Annotated in this window: 19 protein-coding genes; 4 read left to right on the top strand and 15 right to left on the bottom strand. The window is 58.1% G+C overall.

All coding sequences use genetic code 11. From position 1 onward, the window contains the following. Positions 1–3: 3 nt before the first annotated feature. The 6 genes from hscB to trmJ all read right to left on the bottom strand — a co-directional run bounded on the left by hscB (position 4) and on the right by trmJ (position 4,219). The gene (gene hscB, locus ACLH1I_RS00250; RefSeq protein WP_004201868.1) at positions 4–519 is read right to left on the bottom strand and encodes a co-chaperone HscB; all 516 of its coding nucleotides are present in this window, start codon (positions 517–519) and stop codon (positions 4–6) included. Between the two features lie 74 nt (positions 520–593). After that, positions 594–917: an iron-sulfur cluster assembly protein IscA gene (gene iscA / locus ACLH1I_RS00245; protein WP_002913979.1), complete on the bottom strand. Its 324-nt coding sequence runs from the start codon at positions 915–917 to the stop codon at positions 594–596. A gap of 17 nt (positions 918–934) precedes the next feature. After that, the gene (gene iscU / locus ACLH1I_RS00240) at positions 935–1,321 is read right to left on the bottom strand and encodes a Fe-S cluster assembly scaffold IscU (RefSeq protein ID WP_002913991.1); all 387 of its coding nucleotides are present in this window, start codon (positions 1,319–1,321) and stop codon (positions 935–937) included. A gap of 26 nt (positions 1,322–1,347) precedes the next feature. Continuing rightward, the gene (iscS, locus tag ACLH1I_RS00235; protein ID WP_017900428.1) at positions 1,348–2,562 is read right to left on the bottom strand and encodes a cysteine desulfurase; all 1,215 of its coding nucleotides are present in this window, start codon (positions 2,560–2,562) and stop codon (positions 1,348–1,350) included. Between the two features lie 178 nt (positions 2,563–2,740). Further along, a complete protein-coding gene (gene iscR, locus ACLH1I_RS00230; protein ID WP_002913993.1) occupies positions 2,741–3,232 on the bottom strand; it encodes a Fe-S cluster assembly transcriptional regulator IscR in 492 nt (163 codons plus the stop codon). A 252-nt stretch (positions 3,233–3,484) separates the two neighbouring features. After that, positions 3,485–4,219, bottom strand: coding sequence for a tRNA (cytosine(32)/uridine(32)-2'-O)-methyltransferase TrmJ (trmJ, locus tag ACLH1I_RS00225; RefSeq protein ID WP_004201864.1), 735 nt, complete (start codon positions 4,217–4,219; stop codon positions 3,485–3,487). 120 nt (positions 4,220–4,339) lie between these two features. On the opposite strand from trmJ, the gene suhB reads away from it, so the two are divergent. Continuing rightward, positions 4,340–5,143: an inositol-1-monophosphatase gene (gene suhB, locus ACLH1I_RS00220; protein WP_002913995.1), complete on the top strand. Its 804-nt coding sequence runs from the start codon at positions 4,340–4,342 to the stop codon at positions 5,141–5,143. A 46-nt stretch (positions 5,144–5,189) separates the two neighbouring features. On the opposite strand, the gene ACLH1I_RS00215 is transcribed toward suhB, so the two are convergent. From ACLH1I_RS00215 to ACLH1I_RS00205, 3 genes are all read right to left on the bottom strand, one after another. Continuing rightward, positions 5,190–6,026 (bottom strand): hypothetical protein, encoded by an 837-nt coding sequence (locus tag ACLH1I_RS00215; protein ID WP_136084884.1) that lies wholly within the window; start codon positions 6,024–6,026, stop codon positions 5,190–5,192. 99 nt (positions 6,027–6,125) lie between these two features. After that, positions 6,126–7,106 (bottom strand): nickel/cobalt transporter, encoded by a 981-nt coding sequence (locus tag ACLH1I_RS00210; RefSeq protein ID WP_151628853.1) that lies wholly within the window; start codon positions 7,104–7,106, stop codon positions 6,126–6,128. Then, complete coding sequence (locus ACLH1I_RS00205) at positions 7,097–7,735, bottom strand: DUF1007 family protein (RefSeq protein ID WP_004201860.1); 639 nt, start codon at positions 7,733–7,735, stop codon at positions 7,097–7,099. The genes ACLH1I_RS00210 and ACLH1I_RS00205 overlap by 10 nt, the downstream gene beginning before the upstream one ends. Before the next feature lie 124 nt (positions 7,736–7,859). Between ACLH1I_RS00205 and csiE the strand changes: the two genes are divergently transcribed. Further along, a complete protein-coding gene (gene csiE / locus ACLH1I_RS00200) occupies positions 7,860–9,137 on the top strand; it encodes a stationary phase inducible protein CsiE (RefSeq protein WP_017900424.1) in 1,278 nt (425 codons plus the stop codon). On the opposite strand, the gene ACLH1I_RS00195 is transcribed toward csiE, so the two are convergent. After that, positions 9,134–10,270 (bottom strand): 3-phenylpropionate MFS transporter, encoded by a 1,137-nt coding sequence (locus ACLH1I_RS00195; protein ID WP_087832030.1) that lies wholly within the window; start codon positions 10,268–10,270, stop codon positions 9,134–9,136. The genes csiE and ACLH1I_RS00195 overlap by 4 nt on opposite strands. A 300-nt stretch (positions 10,271–10,570) precedes the next feature. On the opposite strand from ACLH1I_RS00195, the gene ACLH1I_RS00190 reads away from it, so the two are divergent. Next, positions 10,571–10,993 (top strand): DoxX family protein, encoded by a 423-nt coding sequence (locus tag ACLH1I_RS00190; RefSeq protein ID WP_048326434.1) that lies wholly within the window; start codon positions 10,571–10,573, stop codon positions 10,991–10,993. 55 nt (positions 10,994–11,048) lie between these two features. Here ACLH1I_RS00190 and glyA read toward each other — a convergent pair whose 3' ends face one another. After that, positions 11,049–12,302 (bottom strand): serine hydroxymethyltransferase, encoded by a 1,254-nt coding sequence (gene glyA / locus ACLH1I_RS00185; protein WP_002914027.1) that lies wholly within the window; start codon positions 12,300–12,302, stop codon positions 11,049–11,051. 325 nt (positions 12,303–12,627) lie between these two features. Here glyA and hmpA point away from each other — a divergent pair, with 325 nt between their 5' ends. Continuing rightward, positions 12,628–13,818, top strand: a complete 1,191-nt coding sequence (gene hmpA, locus ACLH1I_RS00180; protein ID WP_064794946.1) for an NO-inducible flavohemoprotein — start codon at positions 12,628–12,630, stop codon at positions 13,816–13,818. Between the two features lie 74 nt (positions 13,819–13,892). Here hmpA and glnB read toward each other — a convergent pair whose 3' ends face one another. From glnB to ACLH1I_RS00160, 4 genes are all read right to left on the bottom strand, one after another. Continuing rightward, complete coding sequence (gene glnB, locus ACLH1I_RS00175; protein WP_002914032.1) at positions 13,893–14,231, bottom strand: nitrogen regulatory protein P-II; 339 nt, start codon at positions 14,229–14,231, stop codon at positions 13,893–13,895. A gap of 65 nt (positions 14,232–14,296) precedes the next feature. Next, complete coding sequence (glrR, locus tag ACLH1I_RS00170; RefSeq protein ID WP_004201849.1) at positions 14,297–15,634, bottom strand: two-component system response regulator GlrR; 1,338 nt, start codon at positions 15,632–15,634, stop codon at positions 14,297–14,299. Then, positions 15,621–16,307 (bottom strand): two-component system QseEF-associated lipoprotein QseG, encoded by a 687-nt coding sequence (gene qseG, locus ACLH1I_RS00165; RefSeq protein ID WP_004201847.1) that lies wholly within the window; start codon positions 16,305–16,307, stop codon positions 15,621–15,623. The genes glrR and qseG overlap by 14 nt, the downstream gene beginning before the upstream one ends. A 29-nt stretch (positions 16,308–16,336) precedes the next feature. Then, positions 16,337–17,758, bottom strand: a complete 1,422-nt coding sequence (locus ACLH1I_RS00160) for a sensor histidine kinase (RefSeq protein WP_151628872.1) — start codon at positions 17,756–17,758, stop codon at positions 16,337–16,339. Positions 17,759–18,299: the final 541 nt, after the last annotated feature.

The following is an 18,299-nucleotide window of genomic DNA, read 5'->3' as shown; positions in this document are numbered from 1 at the left end:
AAATTAAAAATCGAGCAGTTTTTCTTCGAGTTCTTCAGCACTGCTGCGCAGTTTATCGAGGAAACGGAGCTTACGCACCGTGTCCGCCGCCGCCTCCCAGCTCTCATTATGCAATTGGTCAACCATCAGCTGATGGCGGGTATCAAACAGCGCTTTCACTCGTTTGATAAAGCTTTCCAGCCGCGCTTCGTCTTTCGCCTGGCCGATCTCATCCAACTCTTCGCGCAGTTCCAGCTGTTCCATCAGGAACGCGGTATCGCGAACGGTATGCTGCTCGCTGGCCAGATCGAAGCCATGCAGCGAGAGGAGGTATTCTGCGCGGGTCAGGGGATGGCGCAGCGTCTGCCAGGCCTGGTTAATGGTGGCGGAATACTGAACCGCCGCAAGCTGCTCCGCAGCGGGCGCGCTGGCAAATTTATCCGGATGGTACTGGCGCTGCAGATCCTGATACCGGACAGCCAGTTGTTCAAGCGAGAGGGTATAGCTGGCTGGTAACCCGAAGAGGGTGAAATAGTCCATAGTAACCTCAGGGTCATGCATCTAAACGAAAACCCCACGCGCGGCGTGACCGCGGTGGGGTTGGGGTGTACCGATTATACGTTAAAGCTTTCGCCGCAGCCGCACTCATCTTTGACGTTCGGGTTGGTGAACTTAAACCCTTCGTTAAGGCCTTCTTTGACGAAGTCCAGCTGCGTGCCGTCGAGGAATTGCAGACTTTTGCCGTCGATCACGACCTTCACGCCTTTGTCTTCAAACACGGTGTCTTCAGCCGCCGGCTCGTCAACAAACTCCAGTACATAGGCCATACCTGAGCAGCCGGAGGTTCTCACGCCCAGGCGCAGGCCAAACCCTTTTCCGCGGTTTGCCAGGAAGGCATTGACTCGCGCTGCTGCACTGTCGCTAAGAGTAATCGACATAACAAAACCTCAACTAATTATTTTGCTTCACGTTTGCTTTTGTAATCCGCAATCGCGGCTTTAATCGCGTCTTCCGCCAGAATAGAGCAGTGAATTTTCACCGGCGGCAGTTCCAGTTCATCGGCGATATCGGTGTTCTTGATCGCCTGCGCTTCGTCCAGGGATTTACCCTTCACCCACTCGGTGACCAGGGAGCTGGAAGCGATAGCAGAACCACAGCCGTAGGTCTTGAAGCGCGCGTCTTCAATGATACCTTCATTGTTGACTTTAATCTGCAACTTCATCACGTCGCCGCAGGCCGGCGCGCCGACCATGCCGCTGCCGACGTTCTCGTCGCTGTTGTCAAAAGAGCCGACGTTGCGCGGGTTCTCGTAATGATCGATAACTTTTTCGCTGTATGCCATGATGAATTCTCCTTATTGGTGCCGAATTAGTGATGTGACCATTCAATACTGTTCAGATCCACGCCCTGTTTGAACATTTCCCACAGTGGAGAAAGCTCGCGCAGACGGCCAATGGATTTACGAATCAGGTTGATGGCGTAGTCAATCTCTTCTTCGGTAGTGAAACGACCTAAAGAGAAACGAATAGAACTGTGCGCCAGTTCATCAGTCATGCCTAACGCGCGCAGCACGTAGGATGGCTCAAGGCTCGCGGAAGTACAGGCTGAACCGGAGGAAACCGCCAGGTCTTTCAGCGCCATAATCAGCGACTCGCCTTCAACATAGTTGAAGCTGACGTTAAGAATGTTCGGCGCGCCCTGCTCAAGGTCGCCGTTGAGGTACACTTCTTCCATATCCTTCACGCCGTTCCACAGACGGTTGCGCAGCGTGCGCAGACGCGCCATCTCGCTTTCCATCTCTTCTTTGGCGATACGGTAAGCTTCACCCATGCCGACGATCTGGTGAACAGGCAGAGTACCGGAACGCATACCGCGCTCGTGGCCGCCGCCGTGGATTTGCGCTTCGATACGAATGCGCGGCTTACGACGCACGTACAGCGCGCCGATGCCTTTCGGACCGTAGATTTTGTGACCGGAGAAGGACATCAGGTCCACTTTCAGCTGGCTGAGATCGATAGGCAGCTTGCCCACGCTCTGGGTGGCGTCTACGTGGTAAATGATACCGCGGGCGCGACACATCTCGCCGATGGTAGCGATATCCTGCACCACGCCGATTTCGTTATTCACATGCATGATGGAAACCAGGATGGTGTCGTCACGCATCGCCGCTTCCAGCTCTTTCAGATCGATAATCCCGTTGCTCTGCGGCGCCAGGTAGGTCACTTCGAAGCCTTCGCGCTCCAGCTGACGGCAGGTATCCAGAACCGCTTTATGCTCGGTTTTGCTGGTGATGATGTGCTTGCCTTTTTTCTGATAAAAGTTGGCAGCACCCTTGATCGCCAGGTTGTCGGATTCAGTCGCACCAGAGGTAAAGACGATTTCGCGCGGGTCGGCACCGACCAGCTCGGCAATCTGATTGCGGGCGATATCAACCGCCTCTTCAGCCTGCCAGCCAAAACGGTGGGAACGGGAGGCCGGGTTACCAAAGGTCCCGTCCATGGTCAGGAACTGCATCATTTTCTCGGCAACACGCGGGTCCACCGGCGTGGTTGCGGAGTAATCGAGGTAAATCGGTAATTTCATTGCTCTTAAACTCCGTACATCACTCAATGCAAGGAATCAGGCAACCGGCTTGATGTACGACCGAGTACACGGAATGTCGGAGCATCCCGGCCTGATTCTGAAAGCTCTTTATAATCGTTGTCCCGCCGTTTCGCGCTGCCTCGCCCTGTCAGCCGCAGCCCGAAACGGGACGGGTCACTCAGGCGCGCAGTTTAACGTCGATCGCGTCCTGGGTGCGCGCATTGCGCTGGGTTTCGTGCTGATGCTGACGACCGGAAACATCGAGGATCTCCTGGTTATTCACCAGTTCTCCGAGGGTGATATTGTTCAGGAAGCCGGTCAGACGCTCGCTCAGATCGCGCCACAGCGCGTGAGTCAGGCATTTATCGCCGCCCTGACAGCCGCCCTTGCCCTGGCAACGGGTGGCGTCAACGGATTCGTCCACGGCGCTGATGACTTCGCCGACGGCGATACTGCCGGCATCTTTACCTAACAGATAACCACCGCCTGGGCCACGAACGCTGGAAACCAGGCCATTTTTACGCAGGCGAGAGAACAGCTGTTCCAGATAGGAAAGCGAAATTCCCTGACGCTCTGAAATATCTGCCAACGGCACCGGGCCCGTTTCAGAGTTGAGCGCAACGTCAAGCATCGCGGTCACGGCATAACGCCCTTTAGATGTCAGTCTCATGTCTTACTTAACCTCAAACTCGCCCCTGGCCGGGCTTTTTATTAATATGGGTATTGCATAGCAGGGCCAAGTCTGACATTCCCGAGTAATTTGGTCAACTATTTACTTGACTGTTTTAGTCAGGTATTTGGCTTTCCGTGCCGTTATTAATTTCGAGCCGCTCCCGGGGTCGGCCAAAGGCCTCGCCCGGGCTACAACAGAGATGTAGATTCGTAGGCCGGATAAGCGAAGCGCCATCCGGCGTTAACGCTCTTACTTACCTTTATTCTGCTGCTCAATAGACGCCAGCATGCCGCGCAGGATGTTCAGCTCCTGGCTTTCCGGACGCGCGCGGGTGAACAGACGACGCAGTTTATTCATCACCTGCCCCGGATGGTTCGGACGGATAAAGCCCGTCGCCAGCAGCGTCTGCTCAAGATGGCCGTAGAAACGCTCCAGGTCATCCACCAGCGGGTACGGCGCTTCTTCGTGCTCAACCGCCGGCTGCGCTTGCTCCTGCGCCGCCAGCCAGGCCATCCGCACTTCGTAGGCGATAACCTGCACCGCCATCGCCAGGTTCAGCGAGCTGTACTCCGGGTTGGCGGCGATGGCCACATGGTAGTGACACTTCTGCAGTTCATCGTTAGTCAGGCCAACGCGCTCGCGGCCAAACACCAGCGCCACCGGCGCATGCTGGCCTTCGGCGATGCTTTTCAGACCGCATTCGCGCGGGTCGAGCATCGGCCACGGCAGCGTGCGGGAGCGCGCGCTGGTGCCAACCACCAGGCTACAGCCCGCCAGCGCTTCATCAAGGGTATCGACGATCTGCGCGTTGCCAATGACGTCGCTGGCACCCGCGGCCAGCGCAATGGCCTGGGAATCAGGCTTCACCAGCGGATTGACCAGCCACAGGTTGGTTAAGCCCATGGTTTTCATCGCGCGGGCAACGGAGCCCATATTGCCGGTGTGGGAAGTTTCTACCAGTACGATTCGAATATTTTGCAGCATTATGGTTCTTCGGCTAAAGATTATTCGGGCATGCTACCATAAAACGGAGACATAAGCAGATTTCGCTGTTATTATATGCGCCGTTTTTTCCCGTTCTTTAACATCCAGTGAGAGAGACCGATGCATCCGATGCTGAACATCGCCGTGCGCGCCGCGCGCAAGGCGGGTAATTTAATTGCCAAACACTACGAAACGCCAGACACCGTAGAAACCAGCCAGAAAGGCAGCAATGATTTTGTGACCAACGTCGATAAAGCCGCCGAAGCGATTATTATCGAAACCATTCGCAAATCTTACCCGCAGCACACCATTATCACCGAAGAAAGCGGTGAACACGCTGGTGAAGAGCAGGATGTTCAATGGGTTATCGATCCACTGGATGGCACCACCAACTTCGTTAAACGTCTGCCGCACTTCTCTGTTTCCATCGCCGTACGCATCAAAGGCCGTACTGAAGTCGCGGTGGTTTACGATCCGATGCGTAACGAACTGTTCACCGCGACCCGCGGCCAGGGCGCGCAGCTGAACGGCTACCGTCTGCGCGGCAGCAACGCTCGCGACCTCGACGGCACCATCATCGCGACCGGCTTCCCGTTCAAGGCGAAGCAGCACGCCACCACTTACATGAATATTCTCGGCAACATGTTCACCGAATGCGCCGATTTCCGCCGTACCGGCTCCGCCGCACTGGATCTGGCCTACGTTGCCGCCGGCCGCGTTGACGGTTACTTTGAAATCGCCCTGAAACCATGGGATTTCGCCGCAGGCGAGCTGATCGCTCGTGAAGCAGGCGCTATCGTGTGCGACTTCACCGGCGGTCATAACTATATGCTGACGGGCAACATCGTTGCCGGTAACCCGCGCGTGGTAAAAGCGATGCTGGCGAACATGCGCGAGCAGCTGAGCGATGCGCTGAAGCGTTAATCTCTTACTGATGTCAAAAAGGAAGCCGCGGCTTCCTTTTTTTATGTCATGACAGCATCCTCAGGATCTGGCGAATCACCGCATTACCGCCAATACAGAGCACCGTCAGGCCGCTAAATAAAGCCAGCGGTCCGCGCCAGCGCAGGCAGCCCTGCGGCCCCAGCCAGCACCGGAAACACAGCGCGATTCCTACCGTCGCCAGGCGAGCGAGCAGCACGCCCACCATCGCCGGAACCAGCAGCAGCCATCCCCACAGCGGCAGCTCATACTGCTGCGCACTGAGTAAAATCCATACCAGCTGAAACGGCAGATAAAAACTCAGGGCAACGATCAGCGGAATGCGAATATTGCCTGCCGGTGCGGCAACGCCTTTAACGCCGCGCCAGCCGTCGCGCAGCAGTATTGCTGCCAGCACCAGCGTGGCCAGATAGCAAACGTCGTTACAGATGCCCGCAATCTGCATTAGCCTGTCGCTGCTTAGCTTACTCATAAACGCGAAACGCCAGAAAATGATCACCAGAAAACCCAACTGCAACGCCCAGCTGCGCAGGATCCAGTCGACCATCTCCCGCGGCGAGGGTTGGTTATGCACAGCCCAGGCGACGATGGGCAGTTTACTGTGCCCGGGATGGCAAAAGGCCAGCACGAAGCCTGACAGCGTCAGGGTGGCGTAGGCCACCAGCGGGATATCCGCGACACTCGTCACCCCGAATCGCATAACATACGGCATGGCGTGGTAGACGCGCACCAGATCGGACGGCCACCAGCTGGCCAGGGCTGGAAACCAGAAGACGATCGCCGGGCCCGCCAGCAGCCCGGCGGCGCCGGCGCAGCCATAATAGAACCGCCCGTTCTGCGCGGGAGAAACGATATTTGCGGCCATAGCGACTCCTTGTCATCCGCCGAAAAGCGGAAAACTAGAGCATCGCCGCGTCAGCGGCAAGCGCCGGCGCCCACTTTCGGATTTGCGCCCGACGCCTGGCTAAAACGGACGGATCCCGCCGCCGGCCGGGACGGCGCTGAACCACATCACGCCTGCCGCCGCCAGCAAAATGACGCCGCCGGCCAGCGCCAGCGTCAGCCAGCCTACCTGGCGCCACAGCGGCGGTGCCTGATGCTGACCCAGCTTCACCGCCAGCTGGCGAAAACTGTGCACCAGCAGCGCCAGCGCCGTGATAGTCAATGAGGTCCCTGCCGCCATCGCCAGCGCCGCCGCCATCCCCCAGCTGAACACTCCGATCACTTTGCTGAACAGCAGGACCATGATCGCCCCCGAGCAGGGACGCATGCCCATCGACAGGACAATCACGGTGCGAGCCCGCCAGTCGTCGCCGGCCTGCAGCTGCTCCGGGGCCGGGAGATGCTGATGCCCGCAGCCGCAGTGTTCGTTATGAACATGATGCGGGGTGAACGCGGTAAACGTTGGCCGGCTCAGCAGCAGACGCAGCTTTTTCAGCGCCCGCCAGCAGAGCAGCAGACCTAACGCGCCCACCAGCAAATAGCTGCCCTTCTCCAGCCAGAAACTGCTGAGATGCAGCTGGCGCGCTGGCAGCTGCAGTAGCGCCAGCACCACCACCACCAGCGCGATAGCCACCAGCCCCTGCAACAAAGAGGCGGCCAGCGTCAGGTTAATACTCGATTTCAGCTTTGAGGGATGGGTGGCAAGCCAGGTCGTAATGACAATTTTGCCGTGGCCGGGCCCTAAGGCATGCAGCACCCCGTAAACGAAGCTGAATCCAAGCAGCGACAGCCCCGCCGCAGCCGGGTTCTCCGCCACCGCCTGCAGCAGGCGGCTGAGCTCCAGATTGAGCGCGCGCTGCCAGACCGCGCTCTGCATCAGCACCTGCGGCCAGGCCAGCCACAGCCAGATGCCGCCCGTTACGCTCACGGCCAGCAGCAGCGCCAGCGGCCACAGCGCTTTCCAGCGCGAAGTTCGCGCGCGAAGGGTAAAAATTACTGACATGTCAGCGTCACCTTCTGGGCAAAATAGCTGCCCAGCGCCATATCCTCAGGCGGCGCATCCGCTTTATCCAGCGACTGGGCGTATGAGAGCATTTTGTCATTCGGTTTTGGCGTCATCACCGTTGCCTTACAGACGGCCTGCAGCGCGGCGGGCAGGGAAAAATCGCTATCTTTGTCATAAAACATATCGACATAGTAGGTCGGATCGAAAGTGGAAAAGGTAAACGTCTGCCCGGCAACGGGTTGCGGCGTCGCCAGCGGCAGGGTAAAGGTCAGTACCGCCTGCAGGCCGTCGCGCTCAAGACCGTATCCGTCGGGGCGATTGTCAAATTTCACCCGCTGGCCGTTGTGCCACAGCTCGCTGAAATAGTGCTGGCCGAGCACGTTGGCCATCACCTCCGCCGCCAGTTTTTTCCATACTTCGCTACCCGGTTTAGCGTTTCCGGCGTCGTAAAGCAGATCCGAGGAGGTTATTTCATCCATTGTCCAGCGCATTTTAAAGGCGCTCAGCAGGCCGTCTTTGACCACCGGCTCGCTCTGCAAACTGATGAAGCTATGCGGATGCGCAGCGGCTGTCCATGATAAAACCATGAAAAACGCCGCGCTGGTGCATTGTTTCACTCTGTTCATCTGTTCCTCACGTGAAAAATTCTGTGAACTTCGCCAGCAATCCTGAGCTAAAGCGGGCGCACTTCCCTGCCCCCGCCGCCGTCATTGTCTATCCTTAGCGGAAACCCTAACTGGAACTTACCAGATGATGACCGTCATTGAACCACCATCTGCGCTTTCCAGTCCACAGCGCCGTAGCCAGGTGCTCCTGATGTTTTATCTGCCCGGACAGTCGGTAACGACTGAACGGCTTGGCAGAATCAACCTCGTTGATGAGACCACGGCCCGGCAGGATATCGAGGAGACCGGACGCGAAATTCAGCGTTACCACCGCCTGACCCTTCGGTCACAGGTGGACGGCAGCTATCGGATTGAAGGCGCCGCGCTCGACCAACGTTTATGCCTGCTGCATGCGCTGCGGCGGGGCCTGCGCCTGTGCCCGCAGTTCGTTAACCATCATTTTACCCCGGCGCTGAAAACGCAGCTTAAACAGGAAGGCATCGCCCGTACCTTGTACGATGATACCAACCTGCAGGCGCTGGTGAACCGTTGCGCGCGAGCGCTCAATCGCCAGTTCGACTGCCGGGACGTCCAGTTTCTGCGCCTGTACCTGCAGTACTGCCTGCTTGAGCATCACCGGGGCTATTCACCCGACTTCAATGATGAACAGCAACGCTGGGCGCAGACCGCCGCCGAGTTCACTCTGGCGCAGGAGATTGTCCGCCACTGGCAGCGCCGGGTCGGCGCTCCGCCGCATGTCGGAGAGCCTTTTTTCCTCTCGCTGCTGTTTATGATGCTCAAAACCCCCGATCCGCTTCGCGATGGTCACCCGCAGGATCGACGCCTGCGGCTGGCTATTTCCGGCCTGATCCACCGCTTCCAGATGCTCGCCGGCAGGTCGTTCAGTGACGAGCAGGGGCTGAGCGACCAGCTTTATATTCACTTGTCGCAGGCATTGATCCGCAGCGTGTTTGCCATCGGCATCGACAGCACGCTCACGGAGGAAGTGAGCCGGCTCTATCCTCGTTTACTACGCACCACCCAGGCGGCATTGAGCGAATTCGAGGAGGCCTGGCACGTCCGTTTTAATGAGGAAGAGACCAGCTTAATCGCGGTGATCTTTGGCGCCTGGCTGATGCAGAAAAGCGACCTGCATGAGAAGCAGGTTCTGCTGCTGACCGATGATAATCCGGATATGGAAGCGGCCCTGGAGCAGCAGCTGCGCGAACTGACGCTGCTGCCGCTGAATATCAAATACCAGAGCGTAGAGCGCTTTCAGAAGGAAGGCGCGCCCAAAGGGGTGACGCTTATCGTCACTCCCTATGCGACGGCGCTGCCGCTGTTTTCACCGCCGCTGATCCACGCGGAGAACTGCTTCACCGAACGCCAGCAGCAGCATATCTGCGCGATGCTCGAGGACTAGGCCGCCACCGCTTTTGGCCGTATAGCCATCGCCGGAAGCGTCAGCAGGGCCATCACCCAGAATACGCCCTGGTGCAGGTGCTGATAGAGGAAACCGGCGAAGACGGTCATGATGGCAATACTCCCGCCCATCGCCACCGCGGAGTAGACGGCCTGCAGGCGGATCACTTCGCTGCCCTGGCGGGCGGCGATATAGCGCATCGCCGCCAGATGACACACCGTAAAGGTCCCGCAGTGAAGGATCTGCGCGAGGATAAGCCCCGGCAGCGCTGTGGTCCAGCCCATCAGCGTCCAGCGAACCAGCCCGCACAGGGCAGAGAGCAGCAGCAGATCCCGCGCGCTAAAGCGGCGGAACACCTTTTTACTTAGCGCGAAGATCACCACTTCCGCCACCACACCTAACGACCACAGATAACCGACCGCCGAGGCAGAATAGCCGGCCTGCTGCCAGTAGATGGCGCTAAAGCCATAGTAGGCGGCGTGCGCCCCCTGCAGCAGACAAACGCAGGCGAGAAAGCGCCAGCTTTGGCGCACCAGCGTCAGCCAGGCCGCCATTCCGGCCCCCTGCTGCTGGCGCGACGCCCCCTGAGGCATCACCGACGGCTTAAGCAACATGCCGAGCAGCATCGAGGCGACGCCCAGGCTTAGCATCAGCAGGATCGCCCGGTAATCGAACAGGCTCACCAGCTTACCGGTCAGCGCCGAACCAATCACAAAGGCGATGGAGCCCCATAGCCGCACCCGGCCATAGTCCATGGTGATCTGCTTTTGCCAGGTATTGGCCAGAGCATCCGTCAGCGGCACCAGCGGTGAAAAGAACAGGTTGAAGCCGATGATAATCGCCAGCAGCCATGCTACGTGGGTGCCGGCCCAGAAGGCCAGCGCGAAGAGCAAGGTTAACAGCGCCAGCACGCGCAGCGCGGCGATCAGCCGGGAGGGATCGCTCACCCGCGGGGCAATCAGCAGACTGCCGAGAAAACGGGCCACCAGACCGGCGCCAAGCAAAATGCCGATGGTTTCCGGGGTCAGCCCGTTGCCGGCCAGCCAGACGCTCCAGAAGGGCAGAAAAATACCGTAGCTAAAAAAGTAAGTGAAATAACTGAGCGCCAGCCAGCGCGTGGAGTGCAAGACCATGATTTCCTCCCGAATGGTGGCGATAGTCTGGCGATAAACCCCATCGTGAGTAAACCTGTGTCTCACTCTCTATATGGAAGTTGAGTACATTTGTCTTTAAATCGTGACGCGCATCACGGAGCACTCCCCACTCCGTCACCGGTTGTATTAAATAAAATCCGATAACCGGGCATCAAAGTGCGACCAACGATACGGCGAAATCCTAATGAAACGAAGCGCGACATTATTATTTTCCTGCTATGGCGGCTGGCAACTTTGTGTATTACGTTTAAATCACACGTCTCTCATAACGAGCTGATTATGAACACACTCCGCTATTTTGATTTTGGCGCATCCCGCTCTCTGCTACTGCTCATCGCCCGCATCGCCGTGGTGGTTCTGTTTCTACTTTTTGGCTACCCCAAACTGCTGGGCTTTAGCGGTACGGTGCAATACATGGCCGCCTCCGGCGCGCCGATGCCGACCCTGGCGGCGATTATCGCCGTCATTATGGAAGTGCCTGCCGCGATTTTAATTGTGCTGGGCTTTTTCACCCGCCCGCTGGCGGTCATCTTTATCTTCTACACCCTCGGCACGGCGGTGATTGGCCATCACTACTGGGATATGACTGGCGATGCGGTATTGCCGAACATGATTAACTTCTGGAAAAACGTCAGCATCGCCGGCGCCTTCCTGCTGCTAGCGGTAACCGGCCCCGGGGCGATCTCCCTCGACCGCCGCTAATCTGCAGATGCAAAAAAGGCCGCATAAGCGGCCTTTTTGATGTCAACGCTAACGCTTACGCATATACCGGGAAGCGGGCGCAGATATCCAGCACTTTACCTTTCACGCGCTCAATGACCGCGTCGTCATTGATATTGTCCAGCACGTCACACATCCAGCCAGCCAGCTCTTTGACTTCCGCTTCTTTAAAGCCGCGACGAGTCACAGCCGGAGAACCGATGCGGATACCGGAGGTCACGAACGGGCTCTTCGGATCGTTCGGCACGCTGTTTTTGTTGACGGTGATGTTGGCGCGGCCCAGGGCAGCGTCAGCTTCTTTACCGGTCAGGTTTTTATCCACCAGGTCCAGCAGGAACAGGTGGTTCTCAGTACCGCCAGACACCACTTTGTAGCCGCGGTTCAGGAACACTTCCACCATTGCTTTGGCGTTTTTCGCAACCTGCTGCTGGTAAACTTTAAACTCTGGCTCCATCGCTTCTTTCAGCGCCACCGCTTTCGCCGCGATAACGTGCATCAGCGGGCCGCCCTGCGCGCTTGGGAATACCGCAGAGTTCAGCTTCTTATACAGCTCTTCGCTACCGCCTTTCGCCAGGATCAGGCCGCCGCGCGGACCCGCCAGGGTTTTGTGGGTGGTGGTGGTCACGACGTGAGCATGCGGAACCGGGTTCGGGTATACGCCAGCGGCAATCAGGCCTGCCACGTGCGCCATATCGACGAACAGGTAAGCGCCGATGCTGTCAGCAATTTCACGCATTTTTGCCCAGTCAACGATACCGGAGTAAGCGGAGAAACCACCGATGATCATCTTCGGTTTGTGTTCCTGAGCCTGCTTCGCCATGTCGTCGTAGTCAATTTTGCCGGACTCATCAATACCGTAAGGGATGATGTTGTACAGTTTGCCGGAGAAGTTAACCGGGGAGCCGTGAGTCAGGTGGCCGCCCTGCGCCAGGTTCATACCGAGCACGGTGTCGCCCGGCTGCAGCAGCGCGGTGTAGACGGCAAAGTTAGCCTGGGAGCCGGAGTGCGGCTGGACGTTAGCATAGTCAGCGCCGAACAGCTCTTTCGCGCGGTCGATAGCCAGTTGCTCAACCACGTCGACGTATTCGCAGCCGCCGTAGTAACGCTTGCCCGGATATCCTTCAGCGTATTTGTTGGTCAGCTGAGAGCCCTGCGCCTGCATTACGCGCGGGCTGGTGTAGTTTTCGGAGGCGATCAGTTCGATGTGCTCTTCCTGACGTACTTTTTCCTGCTCCATAGCCTGCCACAGTTCGGCATCATAATCGGCAATGTTCATTTCACGCTTTAACATCCGCATCTCCTGACTCAGCTAACAATAAAATTTCGGCCTAAAAAGGCGGTCCGATTGGACAACGGCCCACAGTATAACCGAATCATTCTGTGATAACAGGTCTTGACAAAGGATTTTACGCAAACGTTTGGCTCCGCATGACACAAGGCTTTGAGCAATAACGCCTCTCTCAGTATCAACGGATTTCTTTTCAGGATTGTGATGCAAATTCTTCATGTTGTAACTGCAACGGCGGAAAGTGTTAAAGAACCATTTACAACGCAGGGTTATTTCCTTAAGATGCATTTAAAATACATCATTAAGATAACACCCAAGGAAGCACACTATGCTCGACGCTCAAACCATCGCTACGGTCAAAGCCACCATCCCTCTGCTGGTAGAGACTGGACCAAAGTTAACCGCCCATTTCTACGATCGGATGTTCGCGCATAACCCGGAGCTCAAAGAGATCTTCAATATGAGCAACCAGCGCAACGGCGACCAGCGTGAAGCGCTGTTCAACGCCATTGCCGCCTACGCCAGCAATATCGATAACCTGCCTGCCCTGCTGCCGGCGGTGGAAAAGATCGCCCAGAAACACACCAGCTTCCAGATCAAACCGGAGCAGTACAATATTGTTGGCAGCCATCTACTGGCGACCCTCGATGAAATGTTCAGTCCGGGCCAGGAAGTGCTCGATGCCTGGGGTAAAGCCTACGGGGTGCTGGCGAACGTCTTTATCGGCCGCGAAGCCGAGATCTATCAGCAAAACGCCCGTAAAACCGGCGGCTGGGAAGGGACCCGCGCGTTCCGCATCGTGAAGAAAACCCCGCGCAGCCAGCTTATCACCAGCTTTGAGCTCGAGCCGGTCGACGGCCAGCCGGTCGCCGATTACCAGCCTGGCCAGTATCTGGCCATCTGGCTGAAGCCGGAAGGCTTCGAATATCAGGAAATTCGCCAGTACTCCCTGACCCGCAAAGCGGACGGCAAGGGCTACCGCATCGCGGTTAAACGCGAGGAAGGCGGCCAGGTTTCCAGCTGGCTGCATAACCATGCCAGCGAAGGCGATGTGGTCTATCTGGCCGCGCCGGCCGGGGACTTCTTCCTTAACGTCGAACCGCAGACGCCGGTCACCCTGATCTCCGGCGGCGTCGGGCAAACGCCGATGCTGGCGATGCTGGATGCGCTGGCGAAGAGCCATCATCAGGGTCAGGTGAACTGGTTCCATGCGGCGGAAAATGGCGAGGTCCACGCCTTTGCCGATGAGGTGCAGGCGCTCGGCGCGGCGCTGCCGGCGTTTACCGCTCACGTCTGGTATCGCAACCCGAGCGAGGCTGACCGTCAGGCAGGACGTTTTGATAGCGAAGGTTTGATGGATTTAGCGGCGGTGGCGGAAACTATTCGCGACCCGCAGATGCAGTATTATCTCTGCGGCCCGGTAGCGTTTATGCAGTTTGCAGCGAAGCAGCTGGTAGAATTAGGGGTCAATAAAGACCACATTCATTACGAATGCTTCGGCCCGCATAAGGTGCTGTAAGCCCCGACGCCGCGGGGATTTGTAGGCCGGGTAAGCGCAGCGCCACCCGGCAATACTGCAACGAGCGGCGAGCGTTAAATCGCCGCGTCGTCTTCTTCGCCGGTACGGATACGAATGACCCGCGCCACGTCGAAGACAAAGATCTTGCCGTCACCGATTTTACCGGTCTGCGCGGTACGGATGATGGTATCCACACAGGTATCGACGATATCGTCGGTCACCACGATTTCAATTTTCACTTTCGGCAGAAAATCCACCATATATTCCGCGCCGCGGTAGAGTTCGGTGTGCCCTTTCTGGCGGCCAAAGCCTTTCACTTCCGTTACCGTCATCCCGGTGATGCCGACTTCGGCCAGCGCTTCACGCACGTCATCCAGTTTGAAAGGTTTAATAATCGCATCAATCTTTTTCATGGTGTTCCTGTCTTAGTCGCGTAACCGGTTGCTTACCGTATCATATCTTGCGCTATGTTGCGGAGCTACTCTTTAAAGTCATTGGCGTCGAGCTCATGGCGCGACAGCAGCTTATAGAATTCGGTGCGGTTGCGTCCAGCCATCCGCGCGGCGTGGGTGACGTTGCCTCTGGTAATCTGCAGCAGCTTGCGCAGGTAGTTCAGCTCAAACTGATTGCGCGCTTCCACGAAGGTCGGCAGCGCCGTGTTCTCGCCTTCCAGCGCCTGTTCCACCAGCGCATCGCCGATCACCGGCGACGAGGTCAGGGCCACGCACTGCTCAATCACGTTCACCAGCTGGCGCACATTGCCCGGCCATTTGGCGGCCATCAGCCGCTTCATTGCATCGCTGGAAAATGCCCGCACGAACGGCTTATGGCGATCGGCGGACTGACGCAGCAGATGGTTGGCCAACAGCGGAATATCTTCCGTGCGTTCGGAGAGCGGCGGGATCTTCAGGTTAACCACATTGAGGCGATAAAACAGATCTTCGCGAAACTCGCCGCGGGCCATCGCCTTCGGCAGGTCGCGGTGGGTGGCGGAGATGATCCGCACGTTGATCTCGATATCGCGGTTGCTGCCGAGCGGGCGAACCTTACGCTCCTGCAGGACGCGGAGCAGCTTCACCTGCAGGGCGACAGGCATATCGCCGATCTCGTCGAGAAACAGCGTGCCGCCTTCGGCGGCCTGGAATAACCCTTCGCGGTTGCTGACCGCGCCGGTAAAGGCGCCCCGAGCATGGCCGAACAGTTCGGACTCGAGCAGCTGTTCCGGCAGCGCGCCGCAGTTAATCGCCACGAAAGGCTTGTCATGACGCGGGCTGGCGTTGTGGATCGCCTGGGCGACTATCTCCTTCCCGGTCCCGCTCTGGCCGTTAATCAGCACGCTGACGTCGGACTGCGCCACCATCCCGGCCTGCTCGAGCAGGCGCAGCATCAGCGGGCTGCGGGTGACAATCGCCTGGCGCCACGCTTCGTCGGTGGCTGGCGATCGCTGCTCCAGCGCCTCATCAATGGCTTTATACAAGGCGTCTTTATCAACTGGCTTGGTCAGGAAGCTGAAGACGCCCTGCTGGGTGGCCGCCACCGCGTCGGGGATCGAGCCATGGGCGGTGAGAATGATCACCGGCATGCCGGGCTGCCCCTTCTGGATCTCACTGAACAGCTGCAGGCCGTCCATTTCATCCATCCGCAGATCGCTAATCACCAGATCCACTTTCTCACGTCCCAGCACGCGCAGCGCTTCAGGTCCGCTCTCGGCGGTGACCACGCTATAGCCTTCGCTGACCAGACGCATGCCGAGCAGCTTCAGCAGCCCCGGATCGTCATCCACCAGCAGCAAACGCGCCGGTTTACGGATCGTCATGGATCACCTCCGGTACTTTTTCGCTGCCGAAATTGCCGCCCGGCTTGCGGCTGGAGAGCTGGCGTTCAATATCCGTCAGATTCTCCAGCTTACGGGTGGTCAGCTCCAGCTGCTGGCGCAGCGACTGCTCCTGCTGGCGCAACGTCTCCAGCTCGCTATCGCTGGACTGCTGAAGCTTCGCGTAGCGGGCTCGCTCCTCCACCAGCTGCAGCTGACGGGTCTGCCCGTCGCGCCAGAGCTGATATAGCGGGCGGACCTGAACGGCGATTTGCGGGCTGAAGGTGTCGAGACGCGCCACCAGCTCGCGGCGCTCGTCAGGGGTAATTTTGGCATCGGCAAGCAGAATGCCGCGGCGGAATGCGTCCTGCCAGCTGTCGTCGGTATGGCGTTTCGCCTCCGCTCGCGCCTGCACCGGCGCGAGACGATCGGCGCAGTCAATGCCCCGCAGCCAGTAGAGGGGGTTTTTGTCGCTGGCATCGCTGCTGTGCGCCCAGATATCAGCGCAGTCCACGGCGACAAAATCGGCCACCTGGTGCTGCGCCTGCCCGGGGGCGGCGGCACCTTCCGCACTATGCGGCGAGAAGCCGGCGGAACACCCCGCCAGCGTCAGACAAGCAATGCCTGAGAGCAGCCATCCGCTAAGGGAACGGCGCCAGGCCAGGAATTGGGACATAGTTCCCCGATATCGATTCATTAGTTGGATTATTCCGGCGCTGAGGGAAGCGTAATGCGAAAACAGACCTGCCCGGCGGGGGCGTCAACCAGACTGAGTTCCCCTTGCATCTGACGGACACAATCGCGGGCGATGCTTAACCCCAGCCCACTGCCTTTAACGGCCCCTTTACGCTGGTGGCTTCCCTGGTAAAAAGGCTCAAAAATCATATTCTTTTCCGCGGCCGGGATCGGTTCGCCGCTGTTGGCGACATCAATACGCACCTGCTCTCCGTGCCGGTAGCTATGGATACGAATGTTACCGGATTCAGCGCCATAGTGCACCGCATTGGAGTAGAGATTATCCATTACGCTTATCAATAACGCAGGCTCCGCCAGACAATGCCGCGCCCGCAGCGCCAGCTCGGTATGCATCAGTTTAGCCCGCGCAGGCAAACTGTGCGCCGCCACGACGTTTTCCACCAGCTCCACCAGATCCACTGCTTCCCGGGCTACCGGGCCGTCGGCCTGTTTGCGGTTGTAGTCCAGCAGCTGTTCAATCAGCTTTTGCAGGTTGCGGCTGCTGCTGTCGAGGATCTCGACGATCTCCTGCTGCTCCGGCGTCAGCGGTCCGGCGACCCGGTCGGCCAACAGCTCGGTGCCTTCACGCATACTGGCCAGCGGGGTTTTCAGCTCATGCGACAGATGGCGAAGAAACTGATGCCGCTGCGACTCCAGCCATGCCAGGCGCTCGCTGAGCCAGATGATGCGCTTGCCCACCGAGCGCAGCTCGCGCGGGCCAGTAAACAATGCCGCGTCGTCCAGCGACTTCCCTGCGCCCAGCTGATTGATCATTCTTTCGATACCTTTCACCGGGCCGATGATCATGCGGGTGAAAAGCAGCACCAGCGCCAGGCTCAGCAGAAACAGCACCAGCGCCTGCCAGCCGAAAAACTGGCCGCGCTCGGCAATCTCCTGCTGCAGCTGCTGGCCGCGGGAATAGACCACCGCCCGGGTCGCCTGGACCATGTCGCTGTTATTACTGGCGAAAACTTCCAGTCTGGCGGCTGCCTCGGCGTCAGGGCCGCTGTTGTTACACTGCAGCTGCGCCAGATCGCTGACATCCTGGCGCAGCGCCTGCCAGAGCTTTTCGTCCGGCAACACGCCGGCGTGCGCGTCCAGCATCTGGCTGTAGCGCTGCCGCTGGTTTTGATAGACGCGCGCCAGCGTCGGATCGTCCAGCACGCAGTACTGGCGATAGCTGCGTTCCATCTCCAGCGCGGCATTGATCATCGCCTCACTGCGGCGGGCATCGACCAGCGTCGTACGGTTGATATACGCCGCCTGGGCGCTGAGGGCATTGAGGCTCTGCCAGGCCTGCCAGGCCAGCACCAGTAACGGCAGCAGGATCAGCACAAAGGAGAGCGTCACCAGCTGACGCAGCGAACGGGGAAAAAGAGAGAGTCGCTTCAAAGGTGTGGTCTCAATCATTAGCTCTGGTCGATGCTAACTGAGGAGCGCGCCGGAGAAAAGCGATACCCGTCGCCACGGCGCCCCAGAAACAACAAAGCCAGGCGCAAGGCCTGGCTTTGTTCAGAAATGAGGCGGTGCCTTACTCGACGTTTCGCCCGATGTCTGATAAAGCCAGGCTATTATCAGGAGTTGGACGGCAGGCACCTGTTTGTGCGTCATTCGAAGTTTATGTAGCGCGTCCCGAAGGGGCTGACATAAGAAGGTGAATGAGCCACTGGTTATTATTATGCATGAACTATGCCACCTTTCCAAACATTTTATTAACACATTGATATATATGGCTTTAACCATAAAAGCCAGCCACCCCAGCGCAGTACACTTTTTATCCATAGCGTCGCCAATTAGCGACACCAAATGTATCCCAAGTTACTCATCATTTAAATCAATAACTTAAGTGTCGCCTTTTGGCGACACTGCAATATGCCGGTTGTCGGTGATTCCCGACACCCTGGCGTGCCGGCCGTCACAGATAAAAAAAAGC

Source organism: Klebsiella sp. 1SOBk10mer (assembly GCF_046602535.1).
In the GTDB taxonomy this organism is placed as follows: domain Bacteria; phylum Pseudomonadota; class Gammaproteobacteria; order Enterobacterales; family Enterobacteriaceae; genus Klebsiella; species Klebsiella quasipneumoniae.
This window is presented reverse-complemented; position numbering and strand designations above follow the sequence as displayed.